Origin of the sequence: Psychrobacter sp. Sarcosine-3u-12 (genome assembly GCF_002836005.1) — a bacterium.
In the GTDB taxonomy this organism is placed as follows: Bacteria; Pseudomonadota; Gammaproteobacteria; order Pseudomonadales; family Moraxellaceae; genus Psychrobacter; species Psychrobacter okhotskensis.
The window spans coordinates 56378-74329 of the sequence record NZ_PJBY01000105.1 but is presented as its reverse complement, the minus strand read 5'-3'; the positions used below and the strand labels follow the sequence as shown (position 1 = coordinate 74329).

Below are 17952 nucleotides of genomic sequence, written 5' to 3'. Positions count from 1 at the left end.
ATAGGTATATTCATGAATCAAGCTGGCATTGCCAATTTTCTTTACTCGAACCCCAATCCATAAGGTATCGGGGTGAGTCACGGGTTTGAAGTATTGACAGGATGATGCTGCCATGACGGAAAAAGTATTTTCATTAAATAGATTTAATTGACTGTTGTAGTAAATCCGAGCGTTTTGGGCATAAGTGTAATAGACCACATTATTGACGTGACCAAAAGCATCCATATCGCCCCACGCTACTTGTTGAGAGTAGATAACCGCGAAGCCATGCATGGGATGGTTTTTGTCTTTATCCAGCACCTCTTGGATTTCCGGTAATATAGCTAAAGCTTTCATAGTTTTTTCGTCTCGTCATGCCAATGAACGTACGTGTTATTGACACATACGTTAAAATTATTAGGGTCTGTTGAACATTCAAAAAAAAATTTGCAATTATCTTTTGCAGTCATCGATAGAATTTTTGGATTAAATGAGTTTTTCTGCGCACATTATCCGCATTCTTTTCTTGTCGAGCTTACCCACACTGGTTCTTGGCATTTCTGCTAAAAACTTGATTTCGCTTGGCACGCCATACTTTGGTAAATGGCCTTTCTCTACCGCTTGATGACCTAAGGCTAAAATATCATCCGCTTTGGTATCGATATATTCAGGTTTTAAAACCACTAACGCTAAAGGACATTCGCCCCATCTTTCATGTGGCACGCCAATGACGGCAACATCAGCGACACTGGGATGGAAGGATAAAATAGTCTCGACCTCAAGCGAAGATACCCACTCACCACCAGACTTAATCACATCCTTAAGCCGATCCGTAATGCTTAGCGTGCCGTCAGAGGTAATACAGGCAATATCTTGGGTATGCATCCAGCCACCGCGCCATAACTCATTGCCAGCATCTGGGTTTTTAAAATAACTCTGGGTCAGCCAAGGTGCTCGAATCACAAGCTCCCCTGTCGATTCACCATCCATTGGTAAAGCTTTGCCGTTTTCATCCCAAATTTCCATTGAGACGAGCATAATGGGTGAGCCAGAAAGACACCGATAATTGAGCTGATCCTTCATTTCCATCGAGTCCGTTTTATCATCGAACACCGCTCTCGATAACACGGGGCAAGACTCTGACATGCCAAATCCCGACATAAACTCAATACCGCTTTCAATGGCTGCTTTGGCCAAACCTTCATTCAACTTTGAGCCACCGAGTAACAACTTCAGCCCATCAAACTTACGTCCTCGTGCGGCCATCTCTTTTAATAGCATCTGTAAGATCGCTGGAACGCCATGTGAAAGCGTGACTTTGTGCTGCTCAATTAAATCCACCAAAGTGGGAGCTAGATAGCGCCCCGGATACACTTGCTTAAGCCCTATCATGGTTGCCCCATACGGCCAGCACCAAGCATGCACATGGAATAATGGCGTCATTGGCATGTACACATCATTGTAGCGCGCGCCTTGACCTTCGGCATTTAGCGCAGATGCTAACGTACTTGCCAGCGTCTGCAATACGATCTGGCGATGGGTAAAAAAGACGCCTTTTGGGTCGCCCGTCGTGCCACTCGTATAAAATGTCGTGGCGATGGTATTTTCATCGAAATCTGGAAAATCAAACGCATCACTAGCAGCTGCTAGCATGGCTTCATATTCACCTTCGACATAATCTGGCATGCTAGCTTGCTCAGTTTTTGTATGGTTTTTTGTATCGTCTTCGCCATACTCAGCATCATCAAAGCCAGTATCATCGAGCCAAACAATTTTCTCAATAGAAGGGGCTTCATGACGATAGTTTTTAGCCATTGGCTCAAACTCAGCATTTAGCAACAAGGCTTTGGGCTTAGCATGATTGATGGTGTACAGCACTTTATCTTCAGCCAAGCGTACATTAACCGTTTGTAAAATCATGCCAGACATCGGCACGGCAAAATACGCTTCAAGGTAACGATGACTGTCCCAATCCATAACAGCAACCACATCGCCTGCTTGTAAACCCATGTTTTTCAGGACGTTTGCCAAGCGATTAACGCGCTTAAAAAATTCAGCATAGGTATAAGTAACCTTATCGGCATAACTAATGGTTTGATCCGTAGAGGCAATTTTTGCACGGTTTAGCAGCTGTTTGATAATTAAAGGAAAACCATACGCTTCTTCAGCTTGTTGGTAGTCCTCATGTTGGTTAAGTATAGAAGTCATTATTGTCGTCCTTGATAATAAAATAGTATGGCGAGGGCATATAGTTGATTCAATTTAAAAGAAGGGCAAGGCAAGCGAGGTTAACGTTGTCACTCTTTTACAGTGGATTAACGAAAGAATTAAACTCGTTCTATTACCATGGCAAGCCCTTGCCCAATGCCAATGCACAAGCTGACCACTGCGTATTTTTCGCCCGTACGCTGTAGCTCGCGCGCTGTGCTCAATGCAAGTCTTGCCCCTGATGCACCCAGCGGATGTCCGACAGCGATCGCCCCACCATTGGGGTTGACACGCTTGTCATCAAAATCAATATCTAAACCTTTTAGACAGCCGAGTACTTGCGAGGCAAAGGCTTCATTAATCTCAATGATGGACATGTCATCAAGGGTCAGCTTGGCACGTTTTAGTGACAATTTGATGGCCTCAACAGGTCCTACGCCCATAATATTAGGCTCAACACCCATAGCACCAGATGACAGAATCTTGGCAATAGGCTTAAAGCCTAATTTTTCTTCTGCCTGCTTTGAGCCAATAATTAAAGCCGCTGCGCCATCATTAATACCTGACGCATTACCTGCTGTGACGACCCCTTCATGATTTAAAGGCTTAAGTTTTTGTAGCGCTTCGACAGTAGAGCTGGCGCGAGGATGCTCATCTTCTGCTATCGCTTTTTCAGGTAATTTTTTACCTTGCGATACCATGATTGGCGTTATTTCCTCGTCAAAGAATCCCGTTTGTTTGGCGGCTTGGTATTTAGCTTGCGAGGCTGCGGCGAATTTGTCTGCTTGCTCGCGAGTGATACCATATTTGCGAGCGACGTTATCACCCGTCTGCGGCATGCTGTCGCTGCCAAATTCTTTAGTCAAAAGAGGATTGGGAAAGCGGCTGCCAATAGTTGTATCGAATACTTTAAATTCACGACTAAAAGGCTGCTCAGTTTTGGCAAACACAAAGGGCGCGCGGGTCATTGACTCAACGCCACCTGCTAAAAATATATCCCCCTCATTACAAGTAATTGCGCGAGCGGCATCAATGACAGTAGATAACCCTGAAGCACATAAACGGTTGACGGTTTGACCGGGGGTTTTGACATCTAGTCCTGCTAGCAATGCAGCATTACGAGCGATGTTGCGTGAGTCCTCACCGGCCTGATTGGTGTTACCGATCAGCACTTCATCAAAGATATCGCTAGGTAATTGATGTTTTTCAACCAAATCTTTCATCACTGTGGCGATTAAGTCATCAGGACGCACGGTTGCTAATGCTCCACCATGGCGACCAAAAGGGCTTCTTAATCCATCATAAATATAGGCGTCTAACATAACTGTTCCTTGTTGTGTTTGAGAATTTGTCTGATTAAAATGTAGGGTTTATTAAATTGGTCTAGCTCTTAGCATCAGCAATATAGCGTTGACAATTACTCTGTTGAGTAAATAATGAGATGCCTAACTTGGCACGGCGCTGTAACCATGGGCTTGGACGGTAACGCGGATCACCTGTTAACCCATAGATACGCTCTAAGATAAGTAAAATACGCTCGGCACCAAGCTCATCTCCCCATGAGATAGGACCATACGGATAACCCAATCCAAGCTTGACGGCATTGTCGATATCTTTTGGTGTGGCAATACCTTGCATCGCAATATCGCAACCTAAATTAATGACCATAGCAACGACTCGCTGCGCCACAAAACCAGTGCTTTCAGTAATCAGCGTGGCATCGATAGCCATATTTGAGCCCTCATCCGAGCTTTTACCAAACTTATTATTTCTAGAAAATAGAGCATAAGCTTGCGCCACAAACTTATCCTCTGTAACGATACTTGGCATGAGAGTACGATGCTGGGATAAGTCAGTCAGCATATCAATGGCGACCGCTTGCTTTGGATTAACTTGATAGCGAATAGCCGCATTGGTGGTATCTTCGCCATAAATTGCCAGTAATATTAAACTGTCAGGATTTGGCTGATCATTATCGTCGATAGTGATGTCATTAGCGTTTAGATGATCAATCAGCTGTTGTTTATCTTCTGCTAAATCTGCGCCAATCCAAACTGAGAGGTTGGAGGTATCGGAATCTGTCTTATAAGGTAATTGTTGATTTGTATTTGATGTCACTTTTTGACCGTCTGTGTACTGGTAGAAGCCTTCACCAACTTTACGACCAAGCTTGTTACCCGTTAGCATTTGACGGGTCAAAGGATGCGGACGATAGCGAGGCTCAAAGTAATATTGGTTATAAATCGACTCCATCACTGGATGCGACACATCGATACCGGTGAGATCAAGCAGCTCAAATGGCCCCATTCGAAAGCCTGCGCCATCACGTAAAATGCGATCGATGTCTTCAAAACTAGCAACGCCCTCGCCTAATATTTTCAACGCTTCTGTGCCATAAGCTCTACCGCCATGATTGACAATAAACCCTGGGGTATCTTTTGCAACGACCCCTAAATGCCCCATGCGTTTGGCTAGAGTTGTAAGCGTTTCTACTACTGAAGATTTGGTAGAAATGCCCGGAATCACTTCAACGATTTTCATTAAGGGTACTGGATTAAAGAAGTGAAATCCTGCCACGCGCTCTGGATGCTCACAATCGGAGGCTATTGCCGTCACCGCTAGCGATGAGGTATTGGTTGCCAAAATCGTCTCGGCAGGGACAAGGCTTTCTAGTTGCTTAAACAGCTGCTTTTTTATGTCTAAATTTTCAATGATTGCTTCAATAACGACATCAACATCGGCAATTTTGGCTATATCTTCAATCACGGTTAGATTCGATAAAGTAGACTGTAGCTGCTCATCGGTGAATTTGCCTTTAGCCGCTAGCTTCTCTAACATAGCTTGAAGCGATTGGCGTCCTTGCTCGGCAGCGCCTGCTTTGGCATCAAATAAAAGCACTTGAATGTCTGCTTGGGCGGCGATTTGGGCAATACCCATACCCATAATACCGGTGCCAATAATGGCTAATGATTTAACAGTCATAATAATCCTTTATATGGTCTTGTTAATTTATATGCTCTTATCGAATAGTCTCGTTTTCAAAGTATATGTGCTGTTTCTTTCTATGCTTTGAGAAGTCTATGCTTTGAGAAATCTATGTCTCGGAAAGTCTATGCTTTGACAAGCTACTGACCTTTATAATTCGCGTCACGTTTTTCTAAAAAGGCTTTCGCGCCTTCCTTTTGATCTTCGGTATCAAATAAAATTTGAAAGGCTTTACGCTCCAAAGCCAATGCGGCTTGTAGCGGCATATCCACCCCAAGATTGGCGACTTCTTTAATTTGGGTTAAAGCAATAGGCGAATAACCTGCGAGTTGTTCAGCAATCTCGATGGCACGATTAATAGTCGCCTCATCTTCGACCACTTCAGAGACCAGCCCCATTTGATCCGCTGCATCAGCGCTTATCATGTCGCCTGTTAGTATCAGCTTCATGGCTTTATGTTTGCCAATCACGCGAAACAAACGCTGCGTACCTCCTGCACCGGGCATCAGTCCGATTTTGATTTCTGGTTGTCCAAACTTAGCAGACTTGCCAGCGACGATGATGTCGGCATGCATAGCAAGCTCACAGCCACCGCCAAGCGCATAGCCATTTACCGCTGCGATAATCGGCTTACGACAATTGGTAATGGCATCCCAATAACGCTCGCTGTGGCGTAAATACACATCGACTGTTTTGGTAGTTAGGAAATCATTGATGTCAGCACCAGCCGCAAACACCTTATCACCACCCGTTAGCACGATAGCTTTAGTCTTTGGGTCATCGTTTAGTTTGATGAAAATCTCTGCCATTTTTTCGCGTAGTTCAGTGTTTAAAGCATTGCGAACTTTGGGACGATTCAGTGTTATCAAACTCACGCCATTGTTTAACGTTTCACAAATGATGATTTGCTCTTCCATGATGCTGTCCTTTAAGTAATGTCCTTAAGTAAACTGCTGTCACCCTTAAAACACACTGATAATTATGATTATTAATACCGCATAGCGATATTCAGTACCAATATATACTGTTTATTTTCTTTTGTGAAGAGTAAAATCCAGTTAAATCGATAAATAATTAGTCCATTAATGTATCACTTCTTTTATAAATACCGCATTGCGGTTTTTTAAACCAAAAGTATTGTAATTTAATAAACTATCGATTATGCTGTTTGTTCGGATTAACCATAAAGTCCCTATTAGCACTATTAGATATTATTTCAACAAGGAAGAACTACATGATTAGAGATAAGGAAGTACTCGACCATATCGTCCAAACCATTCGTCAATTTGTGAATAACCAACTAATACCAAAAGAAGATTGGGTGGCAGAAAATGACCGCCTGCCAGAAGAGATTATTAGTCAAATGCGTGAGTTGGGTCTATTTGGACTGACCATTCCCGAAGAGTACGGCGGACTTGGCGTTACGATGGAAGAAGAGGTCACATTGGCATTTGAGTTAGGGCGCACCTCACCTGCTTTTCGCTCATTAATAGGCACTAATAACGGTATTGGTTCCTCTGGTCTGGTCATCGATGGTACTGAAGCGCAAAAACAAAAATACCTACCAAGACTGGCCAGCGGTGAAATTATCGGCTCTTTTTGCTTGACCGAACCTGAGTCAGGCTCCGATGCGGCATCGCTGCGAACCACTGCAATTAAAGACGGCGATACTTACGTACTCAACGGCACCAAGCGTTATATCACCAATGCCCCTCAAGCCGGTATATTTACTGTGATGGCACGCACTGACCCCGAAAACAAAAGATCGGGCGGTATTTCAGCATTCATTGTTGAGAGCGACACCCCTGGTATTACACTTGGTAAAATCGACAAAAAAATGGGTCAAAAAGGCGCACATACTTGTGATGTCATTTTTGATAACTGCGTCGTACCTGCTGATGCGTTGATTGGTGGTGTAGAAGGCGTAGGTTTTAAAACCGCCATGAAGGTTCTGGATAAAGGCCGCTTACATATCGCTGCAGCGAGTACAGGCGCAGCCACTCGCATGTTAGATGACGCGCTACGCTATGCCGTCGAGCGTAAACAGTTTGGTCAACCCATTGCCAATTTTCAGCTGATTCAAGCGATGCTTGCTGACTCAAAAGCAGAGATTTATGCGGCCAAATCGATGGTATTAGATGCTTCACGCTTGCGCGATGACGGCAAAGATGTCGTTACCGAGTCGTCATGTGCCAAGATGTTTGCCACCGAAATGTGTGGCCGTGTTGCTGATAGAGCCGTGCAAATTCATGGCGGTGCTGGTTATATTGCCGATTATGGCATTGAACGTTTTTATCGTGATGTGCGCTTATATCGTTTGTATGAAGGCACGACCCAAATCCAGCAGATCATTATTGCCCGCAATATGATTAAAGAAGTTAGCGAGTAGTTGTCATTTATTTGAATGCTATTTATTTGATTATTAAAAGGTATTTACATTATCAAAGCATATCGAGGTATTTGCTAGGACGCAGATACCTGGTTTATGTCGCTGTTACCATAAAATTTCTTTCTCACAACAATAAGGATATACATTGTGAAAAGTGCTGCTATAACGTCAACTCCAAGCTCAAGCTCTATCCAAAAGCAACCTTGGAAATTGGCCTTCTTTTTTTGTTTTCTAGTGCTGTTATGTGATGGGGCTGATATTGGGATTCTCGCCTTTACCCTGTCAAGTCTCAAGCTAGAGTTTGGATTGACCAATATACAAGCGGGTGCTTTGGGCAGTTGGTCGTTATTTGGCATGGCCATCGGTGGATTTTTCGGTGGCTGGGCCTGTGATCGTTTTGGCCGGGTACGTGTTATCGTGATTGCGACAGCGATGTTCTCTGTGTTATCTGGTTTTAGTGGCTTTGTACAGAGCTACGAGCAGTTTGTAGCATTGCGATTCACCGCTTGCTTGGGTCTTGGCAGTTTATATATTGCCACTAACACCCTGATGTCTGAAATGGTACCTACCAAACATCGAACGACGGTACTTGCAGCACTGATGACAGGTTTTACGTTAGGGTCTTTAGTGATCACAAGCATTTCGGCTTGGATTATTCCTACCTATGGTTGGCGTACCTTATATCTCTTAACATTCTTACCTATCATTCTCTCGATATCGATGTATTTCCTTATCCCTGAACCAAATTCTTGGAAAGAGGCTCGTGCTCTCAAACTTAGTGGTACGAAAAACTCACTCACAAAACCTGAAAACCCTTATAAAGCCATCTTTGAAAATCCAAAACATCGCATCATGTTCATTTTATGGTCCATGAGTTCAGGGCTATTACTATTTGGTTATTTCGGTGTAAGTAACTGGCTACCGTCTTATCTAGAAACTGAACTGGGTATCAAGTTTAAGGAGATGGCACTATATATGGCGGGTACTTACTTGACGATGATGTTTGCTAAAGTCGTGGCAGGTTTAGTGGCTGATAGAATTGGTCGCAAAATAGTATTTGCCTTCGGCACTATGGGCACAGCGCTATTTATTCCAGTGTTAGTCTATATGCATACTCCAGAGAACATCGGTTGGTTAATGATAACCTTTGGTTTCTTATACGGCATCCCTTATGCGATCAATGCCACCTACTTGACGGAAAGCTTTCCTACCGCTATTCGAGGTACGGCCATTGGCGGTGCGTTCAATATCGGACGACTGGGCTCAGTTATTGCACCAGTTGCCATTGGTTATATGGCTATGCAAAACTCTATCGGCGCAGGTCTGTTACTTATGGCAGGCGCGTATTTCTTATGTGGTCTTATTCCAACGTTGTTCATCAAAGAACAGCAATATGATCCACAAAAGGCGTGATACTTTTAAGTCCATATATACCGCATAGCGAAATACTTTATATTTATAATAGCTATGTTAATAATTTCAATGTACATTAATAGAGTGTTATCAGAAGCGGTATACTACTATTAGCGTACAACTATTTGCTTACAAGGTACTCAAAGTAGTGGATTCTATGCTATTTAAATCAATTTAACTAAGAGCAACAAATCGTATATGACAACTAATATCCTTGCTGATGAAGACTCTAATAAATCAACACATATTGAGCTGTTAGAGCCGATTAGTGACATGAGAGATAAAAACGATAGGCAGTTCATTACCGCTTTGGCACGCGGGCTAGAGCTGCTGCGTTGTTTTACCCCGCAGCGCCCTTATCTGGGTAATCAAGACTTAAGCCAATTAACTGGGCTGCCTAAAGGGACAATTACGCGTCTGACTTATACTCTTGTGAAGTTAGGATATCTAAAGCAATCGACCAACAGTAGTAAATATCAGCTTTCTGCCGGTGTCTTAGGGTTTGGCTATACGATGATGGCGAATATCTCTATCAACAATTTAGTCACCCCCTATATGGAAGAACTGGCAGATTATGCCAATAGTGCGGTCGCTATGGCAACCCGTGATCGCCTGAGGATGGTATATCTCAATGTCGTACAAGGGTCTGGGACGACTACCATGAGACGTAATGTCGGCTCATACCTACCCATTCATTTAAGCTCAATGGGACGTGCGTGTTTAGCCAGTATGCCCGCTGCTGAGCAAGAATTTATCCTTGATGCCATCCGTAGTAAGTATAAAGATGATTGGCTGAAAATTAGACGCGGACTGGATAAAGCCTTTAGAGATTATGACGACTATGGTTATTGCTTTTCGATTAGTGAATGGCAAAAAGACGTCAATGCTGTCGCCACTGCCATCATGCATCCAACTGAGGGCTTACTGACTTTTAATTGCGGCGCACCTAGTTTTGTTCTTAGTCGTACTAAACTAGAAGAAGACATTGCCCCGCGTCTACTGCATATGAAGAATAATATTGAGAGTAATATGTATATTAGCTAAAGCATGTAAGCCATACTTCACATGCTAAGCTCGCCTAATCATCGATGATCCTAACGATCATTTTAATATAATTCCAAAGCTAAAATAGGCTGCCCGTATTCGACACTTTGCCCATCCTCAACCAATATATCGCTCACAACCCCTTCTTTGTCACTGACCACAGGTAGCAGTCGAGTCAATTCTTCAATATAGCAAATCGTTTGACCTTTTTTAATATGATCGCCCTTGCTCACTAAAGGATCAGTTGCACCATCTTCACTTAAATAAACCCGTCCAACATGCGTCGCGCGCACCTTCGGTAGATTATCTTTAATGGCGCTACCATTTTGATCTGTACTGTTTTTATCCGTACTATCTTGAACAGCCTTTGATTTTATAGGGCTGGCAGTCTCTTGCTGATTTACGTTATTAACTACCGTAACTGACTGCCCATTATCTTCAATCGTTACTTTATACAATCGGCTGCTTTCAACGAGTTTAACCACCCGTGCCACTTGTTCTATATCCATCATAAACTCCTTAACTGATACCAAGATATTGAGCGATAGTCATCACGCTTAGAATACTCATCGCAATAGCAATTAACCAACCAAAGACAGCAATCCAAACAGGATGCTTATAATTACCGACGATATTTTTTCTATAGGCGGCGATAAGTATAATCACCATAGCAATAGGTAATACTAGGCCATTTAACGTCCCAACTAATACGAGTACTTGAGCTGGCTTGCCGATAGTGGCAAAGACGAATGTCGAGATGACAATAAAACCAATAATAAAATAGCGCTTGTGTCTCTCAATAAATGGATGAAAATTGGTCATAAAAGATACAGAAGTATACGCAGCGCCAATAACAGAGGTCACTGAGGCCGCCCAAATCACCATACCAAAAACAACTTTACCAGTATTGCCTAGGATATACTGAAAAGGCGACATTGCTGGATTTGAGGGGTCTAACGCGATACCTTTGGAGACCACGCCCAAGACAGCAAGGAATAAGAAGACGCGAATAACAGAGGCAATCAAAATGCCAGAGACCGAGCTTCTGGTCACAGAGTCTAGGTTTTCTTCTCCGCTGACGCCTGCTTCTAACAAGCGATGAGCACCAGAGAAAGTAATATAACCACCAACCGTACCGCCTACTAAGGTTACGATCGCTACCGCATCTATCTTATCAGGCATAATGGTTTTGGTAACTGCTTCAGCTAATGGTGGATCAGACTTAAACATTACATAGATAATTAACACAATTAAAATAAAGCCCATTAGCTGAGTGAACTTATCCATGATAGGGCCGGTTTCGCGGCCTAGAAATATAGCAACAGCGATTACCCCACTGATCAGTGCGCCAGTAATGGGTGAGATATTGAACATCGACTGCATACCGAGCCCAGCGCCGCCAATATTACCGATATTAAATGCTAAGCCTCCAGCAATAATCAGGAAAGCGAGCAAATAACCCACTCCAGGAAACACCAAGTTAGCAATTTCCTGCGCGCGCTTTTTGGATACGGCTACTACTCGCCAAACGTTAAGCTGGACGCCAATATCCATGACAATAGAGATTAAAATAACAAAACCAAAGCTTGCCATCAGGCTTTCGGTAAAAGTAGCAGTTTGTGTCAAAAACCCTGGCCCTACTGCTGAGGTTGCCATCAAAAAGGCGGCACCTAAAATAGCTGTATTGTGTTTTTTTAAGGTACTCATAAACATCCTTGTTTTATACAGAGTAGGTTGTTCAAACTATTATTAATCTAATATTAAGCTGATATCTCAATACCTTTTAGCTCAAGCTGCTTTTTTATTTCTTGAGCAAAAAGAATGGCGTGTTCGCCGTCGCCATGTAAGCAGACGCTTTGGGCATCTACCGGCACTTTTTCACCGCATACACTGGTTACAAACCCTTCAGTAATCATTTGTAGCACATGATTGGTCGCTTCATCCGTGTCCGTTATTAGGGCATTGTCTTTGCTACGCGAGACTAGCGAGCCATCCTTCTCATAGTTCCTATCAGCGAATACTTCAGATATCACCTCTAGACCATGATTTTTTGCTGACTTGACCAGATAGCCACCCGACAAACCCATCACTTTTAAATTGGAATCGAAATTCTTAATTTCACTGACCAGAATATCTGCTAATGATTCATTGGCAGCGGCTTGGTTATATAAAGCGCCATGCGGTTTAACATACTCTAACGGCACACCAACCAAGTCACAAAGCGCTTTGGTCGCTCCCAACTGATACCGCATTAAGGCACGATAGCCTTCTTCGTCTAAAACTTGATCGGTACGACCAAAGTTCTCTCTATCGTCTAGACTGGGATGAGCCCCTACCCTGACATTATTTTCTTTTGCCAACTGTAAGGTCTTTAGCATCTCGGCATAAGAACCGGCATGTAAGCCGCAACACACGTTAGCTGAGCTTACTATCGTCATCAGCTTATCGTCTTGTCCGCAGCCTTCGGCAACGTCGGCATTTAAATCAACTTTCATGGGCGTACTCCTTAATTTGCTCAATATAGTGTTGTCTTTTTTGCTGCTCACGCAATGCTTGCTCTACCTCTACGACGACAAATTGACAAGTTTTACCAAACCGAATTTGCGCCATGAGCCCTATATCAGCGTTAATTACCGTCGCAATTTTAGGATAGCCGCCTGTCGTTTGGGCATCAGCCATCAAAACAATCGGCTGTCCTTGTGGCGGTACTTGAATCATACCGATATCGACACCGTGCGAGCTCATTTGCGTAGCTTCATTAAACTCAAGTGCGGTACCATCCAAGCGATAGCCCATACGATTGCTACTGCTTTGTAGTTGCCATTGCTGTGATTCAAACGCGGCTCTTGAGGCAGAGGTAAAATACTCGTACTCACTATTTTTTATCACTCTAATCATATTGGTCGGCTCAAGGCGTACCACCCCTATAACCGGTAAGCTTGAAGCTATTCTAACCTTCAAGACATCATCTGCTTTAAGGTATCTACCTTTAAAACCGCCAAAACTGGCTTTTAGATTGGTGCTGGACGATTGCAGTACCGGCTCTATATCAAAGCCGCCGTGTACACACAGATAGGTATACATACCTTGCAATGGACGCAGCAGTTTAAGCGTTTGCCCTGCCTGCGCATTAATCCGCCAGTAGCAGGGAATGCGCTTATCATCTATATATGCCTCGTACAGCGCACCCGTTAAGCAAAAACTCACATCTTCTTCAAACTGTATCGTGAGACTGCCGACCGCTATTTCGATAGCAGGCTCGTTGAGATCATTCTTCAACAACGCATTTCCCGCTTGCAAAGCCCAGCTATCCATTACCCCACTTCTATCCACGCCCATGCTTCGGTAGCCGAATCGTCCCGAGTCTTGGATGCTAGCAAGCGCACTAGTGGTTAAAATCTTCATTGATAGCCTCTATTTATTTGTATTAGCAGATACCTGATTTAAAGGTGTTTTATTCATAAATATCAATAGCGGTAAATTTCAAGGTATCGCCTGCGTTAAGCAAAGTAGGAGACGCTTTTGTTAAATCAAATAAAGGTATATCGGTTTGACCTAACAGCTGCCAACCACCTGGGGATTCAAAAGGATAGACACCGGTTTGTTCACCACCGATGCCAACCGAACCTGCAGGCACTTTGGTTCTTGGGGTCGCATGTCTTGGAAAATATAAGGATTCAGATAAGCCGCCAAGATAAGGAAATCCGGGCTGAAAACCAATGAAGTAAACGGTATAGGTCGCCTCGGTATGTAATTTGACAACCGCTTCAACAGAGAGACCCAATTCAGTGGCCAGTGTTTTTAAATCAGGGCCATATTTGCCGTCATAATGTACGGGAATTTCAATATGCTTACCGTTTATGGTTTTTGAAGGAATGTCACCAAGCAGAGCTGACAGTTTATTTTTAAACGCTTCAAGCTCGATCCATGTCAAGGAGAAGGTAAAGACACTTAGGGTATTCATGCCGATGACGACTTCTAAGACTTCTGGCATCTGCTGTATGCTGTCGGCGAGCGCCCAGCACTGTTGCTGCTTCTCTAACGTTATAGGTTTAGGGAAAAACAAAGTTAGATTGGTCTCACTGCATAGCTGCCATTGTAATTCCATTAGCACACGCTCCGTTATCTTTGTCTTTCATGTCGGCTTCAGATTTATTTTTAGATATTAAGACTTAACTTAGATATTCTTTTTTATCCATTCGGTTAGATAATGAATACTTACTTGACCCTGACAAAATGCTTCATCTTTAAACAGTCGCTCGTGAAGGCTGATATTGGTATCAATGCCTGTAATTTGCGCTTCTGATAATGCCGCTTGCATCTTCTCAATCGCCGCTTCCCTTGAATGATCATGCACGCATATTTTCGCTATCAAACTGTCATAAGAGGGTGGAACGGTATAGTTTGATTCGATATGGCTATCCACTCGAATACCAAGCCCTGCTGGCATATGACAGTAGTCTATACGGCCAGCGTTGGGCAAAAAGGTAACAGGGTTTTCAGCATTAATACGGCACTCAAAAGCGTGTCCAGTGATAACAATATCACTTTGTTTATGCGTAAGCTTCAGCCCTGCGGCTACTCGTATTTGTTCTTGAACGATATCGACCCCAGTGACCATCTCGGTAATAGGATGCTCAACCTGAATACGAGTATTCATCTCGATAAAAAAGAACTCACCGTTTTCATATAAAAACTCAAACGTGCCCGCCCCTCTATATTTCATTTGCTGGCAGGCAGTCGCGCAAGCTTGACCTATCCGCTGTCTTTGTTCATCAGTAATCCCTGGTGCTGGCGCTTCCTCTATTACTTTTTGGTGGCGGCGCTGCATAGAGCAATCGCGCTCACCTAGATAAATAGCATTGCCGTGGGTATCAGACAGCACTTGGATTTCGATATGGCGCGGCGCTTGTAGGTACTTTTCGAGATAAACAATAGCACTACCAAAATTGGCTTTAGCCTCTGTTTGCGTCATAGAAATAGCGGATAATAAATCAGCCTCTTGTTCCACGACTCGCATACCACGGCCACCGCCACCACTCGCCGCTTTGATAATGACAGGATAGCCAACATCACTTGCAATCTTGATTATCTGATCGCTATCTGCGGGCAAAGCACCTTCGGAACCAGGTACACAAGGCACACTCGCGGCAATCATTTGCTTTTTAGCAGCGACCTTGTCTCCCATCTGTCTAATATTATCTGCGGTCGGCCCGATAAAAACGAGACCAGACTTCTCAATCAAATCCGCAAATTCTGCATTCTCAGACAAAAACCCATAGCCTGGGTGAATGGCGTCAGCGTTGGTCATTTTTGCCGCAGAGACAATCGCTCTTTGATTTAGGTAGCTGTGTGTCGCATTAGCAGGGCCGATACATATGCTCTCATCAGCGAAGCGTACTGGTAGCGAGTCTCTATCCGACTCCGAATGGGCTATGACTGATTGGATACCCAACTGTTTGCAAGCTCGCACAATGCGTAAGGCAATCTCGCCACGGTTAGCAATTAAGATTTTTGAGAACATGTCGGTCTTCCTAAGCTGATATTCCTAAAAAGTATAGTACGTAAGCAATGTACGCTAATCTTAGCTGGTAGGCTCAATGATAAACAAGGGTTGTCCATATTCTACAACATCACCTTCATCAACTAATGCCTCTTTAATAGTGCATGGAAACTCAGCTTTGACCTCGTGCATCATTTTCATAGCCTCAATAATACATAGCGTCTGTCCTTTGTCTACCTTATCCCCTACTTTAACAAACTCGTCAGCTGTAGGCTCTGAGCGTCGATAAAAAGTGCCTAGCATAGGTGCTGTTACTTGTTTTTGGGCGTCTTCATTTGCCTCTTTTTTATTGAGAACTGCGTCATCATTACCAACATCGTTTTGATTGCTCTCAGCGCTTATATTCGCTCGCTGTTTTGAGCCGGAGGTGCTAGCAAGATTGCGCTTATTGTTATTGTTGTTGTCACCACTGATACTCTCGTTGCCATCAGATCGGCATATTATAAAGATACGCGCGTCACCATCCGTTACTTCTAAGGAATTTATGTTAGAGCGTTCAGCTATCTTTATCAGCTTTTCGAGGTCAGGGAAGTTAATATTCATATTATTATCTAGTCCATTAGAGTGAAAAGAACACCATTATTTTATTTGACTATATTGCACTGCTTTATTTAATCGTAGCATATATTTTTTGTCAGATTTAGCTAAATAACCACAATCATCTTGCTATCAAACCTATTTAAAAACAGTCAATTCACTATAAAAAAATTACACTATTAAGCGTGCTTGAGTTATTACATATACATCGGCACTCAGTCACTTTTTATCTTTTTTAAATTGTATAAACTATAGCTTAACACCAGTCAAAAGTTATTATTTACAACCACTAAAAATTGGTTAAGCCTATGTAGAAGTAGAATTAATCGCGTCAAACTTAGCCAAAACCATCAGTTATATCTGATAATTTTGACTAAGTATCAATATATCTAACTAGTATAGAAGATGGGCTACTGAGGTGATAATAACTAAGCTAATTAAAGTACGGAGAATGAAGATCATAAACAGCTCTAACACATTGAGCTTGATATTTGATTTCAAAATTAGCGCCCCGACCTCAGACATATAAATAATCTGGGTAATAGAGGCCGCTCCAACGATAAATCGTGTCATCTCACTTTCAATGCTTTTACCAACCAACGCTGGTAGATACATATCAGCAAAGCCCATAATCATGGCAGGCGCAGCTTCTGCCGCTTCTGGAATCTTTAACAATTCAAGCACTGGCACGAGGGGCGCGGATATCCAATTGAATACAGGCGTGTACTCTGCTAGCCCCAGACCAATGGTGCCGATAGCGAAAATAACAGGGATTAAGCCGAAATAAATATCAAATAGATTCTTTACGCTATGCTTAAATACGCTCGCCAGACTGGGCATAGAGTGCGCACGCGTCACGGCACGATTGAGCGCCCACTGCGGCATACTATACTGCGCAGGAATCTCTTCATCCAGCATACATTTGCCAGAATGGTAAGTGTCGGCCTTTAATGACAATGGCGGGATACGTGGCATGATAATGGCCGCGACAAAACCGGTCAACGCGATGGTGAGATAAAAGAAGACAAAGTTATTGTCAACGCCAATAGTCTTGGCAACGACATACGTAAAGGCAATTGAGGTCACCGAAAAAGTCGTGGCAATAATCGCCGCTTCACGCTGGCTATAGTAGCTTTTGTCATACTCTTGCATGGTCACGAGCAAACCAATAGACGCCGCGCCAAACCAAGAAGACATCGCATCGACCGCTGAGCGTCCGGGCAGTTTAAACAGCTTGATAAATACCTTGCTCGATAGCGTCCCTAAAAATTCCATCAAGCCAAAATCGGTCAAAAACGGTAACGATAAGATGGCGAAAAAGAAGAGAGGAATCAAAATCGGAATCAAATCTTCAAAAATAACGCCGCCAGTATTACGATTAATAATAAACTCAGGGCCTACTTGTAAAAAGATCATCCAGATAAATACTGCGCCTAAAAAACGGGCGGCGAGCCATAACCATTCAACATCGAAGAGCTTCTTTAGCATCGAGTCTTGCTGCAAAGTAGGTCGTAGCAGCTTAATAGCAAGTGCACCGATAAAGGAGGTAGTAACAATCGCTAAGGCCACGTAAACCACATAGTCGCCTATCCAGCCTTGCAGCGCATCGGTCAATACCCCTAATAAAATAGTAACCTTGCCATCCCACTGGAATGGAATGATAAATAAGGCGATACCAAGGGCGGAAAATAACAGGAATTTCCACAATGCTGCTCGCCATTGTATCCCCTCTGGTGTTCTGGGATCGACAGCATTGTTTCCTAAAACTGGCTGCTGTGACTTACTAATATGACTCGTCATTTTATTCCTCCATGATAGGCGACGACCGCCAATG

16 protein-coding genes are annotated in these 17952 nt (G+C 43.3%); 3 read left to right on the top strand and 13 right to left on the bottom strand.

The annotated features are described in order from the left end of the window. The 5 genes from CXF65_RS10890 to CXF65_RS10870 form a co-directional block, all read right to left on the bottom strand. Nucleotides 1-336 (bottom strand): acyl-CoA thioesterase (locus tag CXF65_RS10890; RefSeq protein ID WP_101212065.1); only part of this gene is annotated, 336 nt, incomplete at its 3' end. Between the two features lie 129 nt (nucleotides 337-465). Then, nucleotides 466-2187, bottom strand: coding sequence for a fatty acid--CoA ligase (locus CXF65_RS10885; RefSeq protein ID WP_101212064.1), 1722 nt, complete (start codon nucleotides 2185-2187; stop codon nucleotides 466-468). Nucleotides 2188-2306: 119 nt separating this feature from the next. Then, nucleotides 2307-3509, bottom strand: coding sequence for a 3-oxoadipyl-CoA thiolase (locus CXF65_RS10880; RefSeq protein ID WP_025650735.1), 1203 nt, complete (start codon nucleotides 3507-3509; stop codon nucleotides 2307-2309). 61 nt (nucleotides 3510-3570) lie between these two features. Continuing rightward, nucleotides 3571-5175, bottom strand: a complete 1605-nt coding sequence (locus tag CXF65_RS10875; RefSeq protein ID WP_198552001.1) for a 3-hydroxyacyl-CoA dehydrogenase — start codon at nucleotides 5173-5175, stop codon at nucleotides 3571-3573. A gap of 137 nt (nucleotides 5176-5312) precedes the next feature. Next, nucleotides 5313-6089, bottom strand: a complete 777-nt coding sequence (locus CXF65_RS10870) for an enoyl-CoA hydratase (RefSeq protein ID WP_101212062.1) — start codon at nucleotides 6087-6089, stop codon at nucleotides 5313-5315. A gap of 317 nt (nucleotides 6090-6406) precedes the next feature. Between CXF65_RS10870 and CXF65_RS10865 the strand changes: the two genes are divergently transcribed. From CXF65_RS10865 to CXF65_RS10855, 3 genes are all read left to right on the top strand, one after another. Beyond that, on the top strand, nucleotides 6407-7561 hold the full coding sequence (locus CXF65_RS10865; RefSeq protein WP_101212061.1) for an acyl-CoA dehydrogenase family protein: 1155 nt from the start codon (nucleotides 6407-6409) through the stop codon (nucleotides 7559-7561). 147 nt (nucleotides 7562-7708) lie between these two features. Next, nucleotides 7709-8974, top strand: coding sequence for an MFS transporter (locus CXF65_RS10860; RefSeq protein ID WP_101212060.1), 1266 nt, complete (start codon nucleotides 7709-7711; stop codon nucleotides 8972-8974). Between the two features lie 198 nt (nucleotides 8975-9172). Continuing rightward, on the top strand, nucleotides 9173-10018 hold the full coding sequence (locus CXF65_RS10855) for an IclR family transcriptional regulator (RefSeq protein WP_025650885.1): 846 nt from the start codon (nucleotides 9173-9175) through the stop codon (nucleotides 10016-10018). 62 nt (nucleotides 10019-10080) lie between these two features. Here CXF65_RS10855 and CXF65_RS10850 read toward each other — a convergent pair whose 3' ends face one another. The 8 genes from CXF65_RS10850 to CXF65_RS10815 all read right to left on the bottom strand — a co-directional run bounded on the left by CXF65_RS10850 (nucleotide 10081) and on the right by CXF65_RS10815 (nucleotide 17918). Further along, a complete protein-coding gene (locus CXF65_RS10850) occupies nucleotides 10081-10530 on the bottom strand; it encodes an acetyl-CoA carboxylase biotin carboxyl carrier protein (RefSeq protein ID WP_227523256.1) in 450 nt (149 codons plus the stop codon). 7 nt (nucleotides 10531-10537) lie between these two features. Next, nucleotides 10538-11725 (bottom strand): NRAMP family divalent metal transporter, encoded by a 1188-nt coding sequence (locus CXF65_RS10845; RefSeq protein ID WP_101212058.1) that lies wholly within the window; start codon nucleotides 11723-11725, stop codon nucleotides 10538-10540. Between the two features lie 53 nt (nucleotides 11726-11778). Beyond that, complete coding sequence (gene pxpA / locus CXF65_RS10840) at nucleotides 11779-12513, bottom strand: 5-oxoprolinase subunit PxpA (protein WP_101212057.1); 735 nt, start codon at nucleotides 12511-12513, stop codon at nucleotides 11779-11781. Then, on the bottom strand, nucleotides 12503-13423 hold the full coding sequence (locus tag CXF65_RS10835; protein ID WP_101212056.1) for a biotin-dependent carboxyltransferase family protein: 921 nt from the start codon (nucleotides 13421-13423) through the stop codon (nucleotides 12503-12505). Before CXF65_RS10835 ends, pxpA begins: the two co-directional genes overlap by 11 nt. A gap of 49 nt (nucleotides 13424-13472) precedes the next feature. Then, the gene (pxpB, locus tag CXF65_RS10830) at nucleotides 13473-14126 is read right to left on the bottom strand and encodes a 5-oxoprolinase subunit PxpB (RefSeq protein ID WP_101212055.1); all 654 of its coding nucleotides are present in this window, start codon (nucleotides 14124-14126) and stop codon (nucleotides 13473-13475) included. A gap of 69 nt (nucleotides 14127-14195) precedes the next feature. Then, nucleotides 14196-15542, bottom strand: a complete 1347-nt coding sequence (accC, locus tag CXF65_RS10825; protein WP_101212054.1) for an acetyl-CoA carboxylase biotin carboxylase subunit — start codon at nucleotides 15540-15542, stop codon at nucleotides 14196-14198. A gap of 60 nt (nucleotides 15543-15602) precedes the next feature. Beyond that, nucleotides 15603-16124, bottom strand: a complete 522-nt coding sequence (gene accB / locus CXF65_RS10820; RefSeq protein ID WP_101212053.1) for an acetyl-CoA carboxylase biotin carboxyl carrier protein — start codon at nucleotides 16122-16124, stop codon at nucleotides 15603-15605. A gap of 387 nt (nucleotides 16125-16511) precedes the next feature. Beyond that, nucleotides 16512-17918 (bottom strand): YjiH family protein, encoded by a 1407-nt coding sequence (locus CXF65_RS10815; RefSeq protein ID WP_101212052.1) that lies wholly within the window; start codon nucleotides 17916-17918, stop codon nucleotides 16512-16514. Between the last annotated feature and the right edge of the window lie 34 nt (nucleotides 17919-17952).

Bases quoted from the DNA above. Each gene is read 5' to 3' on its own strand.
- CXF65_RS10835 (WP_101212056.1), bottom strand. From the start codon at position 13,423: ATGAAGATTTTAACCACTAGTGCGCTTGCTAGCATCCAAGACTCGGGA.
- CXF65_RS10815 (WP_101212052.1), bottom strand. From the start codon at position 17,918: ATGACGAGTCATATTAGTAAGTCACAGCAGCCAGTTTTAGGAAACAAT.
- accB (WP_101212053.1), bottom strand. From the start codon at position 16,124: ATGAATATTAACTTCCCTGACCTCGAAAAGCTGATAAAGATAGCTGAA.
- CXF65_RS10880 (WP_025650735.1), bottom strand. From the start codon at position 3,509: ATGTTAGACGCCTATATTTATGATGGATTAAGAAGCCCTTTTGGTCGC.
- accC (WP_101212054.1), bottom strand. From the start codon at position 15,542: ATGTTCTCAAAAATCTTAATTGCTAACCGTGGCGAGATTGCCTTACGC.
- pxpA (WP_101212057.1), bottom strand. From the start codon at position 12,513: ATGAAAGTTGATTTAAATGCCGACGTTGCCGAAGGCTGCGGACAAGAC.
- CXF65_RS10850 (WP_227523256.1), bottom strand. From the start codon at position 10,530: ATGATGGATATAGAACAAGTGGCACGGGTGGTTAAACTCGTTGAAAGC.
- CXF65_RS10855 (WP_025650885.1), top strand. From the start codon at position 9,173: ATGACAACTAATATCCTTGCTGATGAAGACTCTAATAAATCAACACAT.
- CXF65_RS10870 (WP_101212062.1), bottom strand. From the start codon at position 6,089: ATGGAAGAGCAAATCATCATTTGTGAAACGTTAAACAATGGCGTGAGT.
- CXF65_RS10865 (WP_101212061.1), top strand. From the start codon at position 6,407: ATGATTAGAGATAAGGAAGTACTCGACCATATCGTCCAAACCATTCGT.
- pxpB (WP_101212055.1), bottom strand. From the start codon at position 14,126: ATGGAATTACAATGGCAGCTATGCAGTGAGACCAATCTAACTTTGTTT.
- CXF65_RS10885 (WP_101212064.1), bottom strand. From the start codon at position 2,187: ATGACTTCTATACTTAACCAACATGAGGACTACCAACAAGCTGAAGAA.
- CXF65_RS10845 (WP_101212058.1), bottom strand. From the start codon at position 11,725: ATGAGTACCTTAAAAAAACACAATACAGCTATTTTAGGTGCCGCCTTT.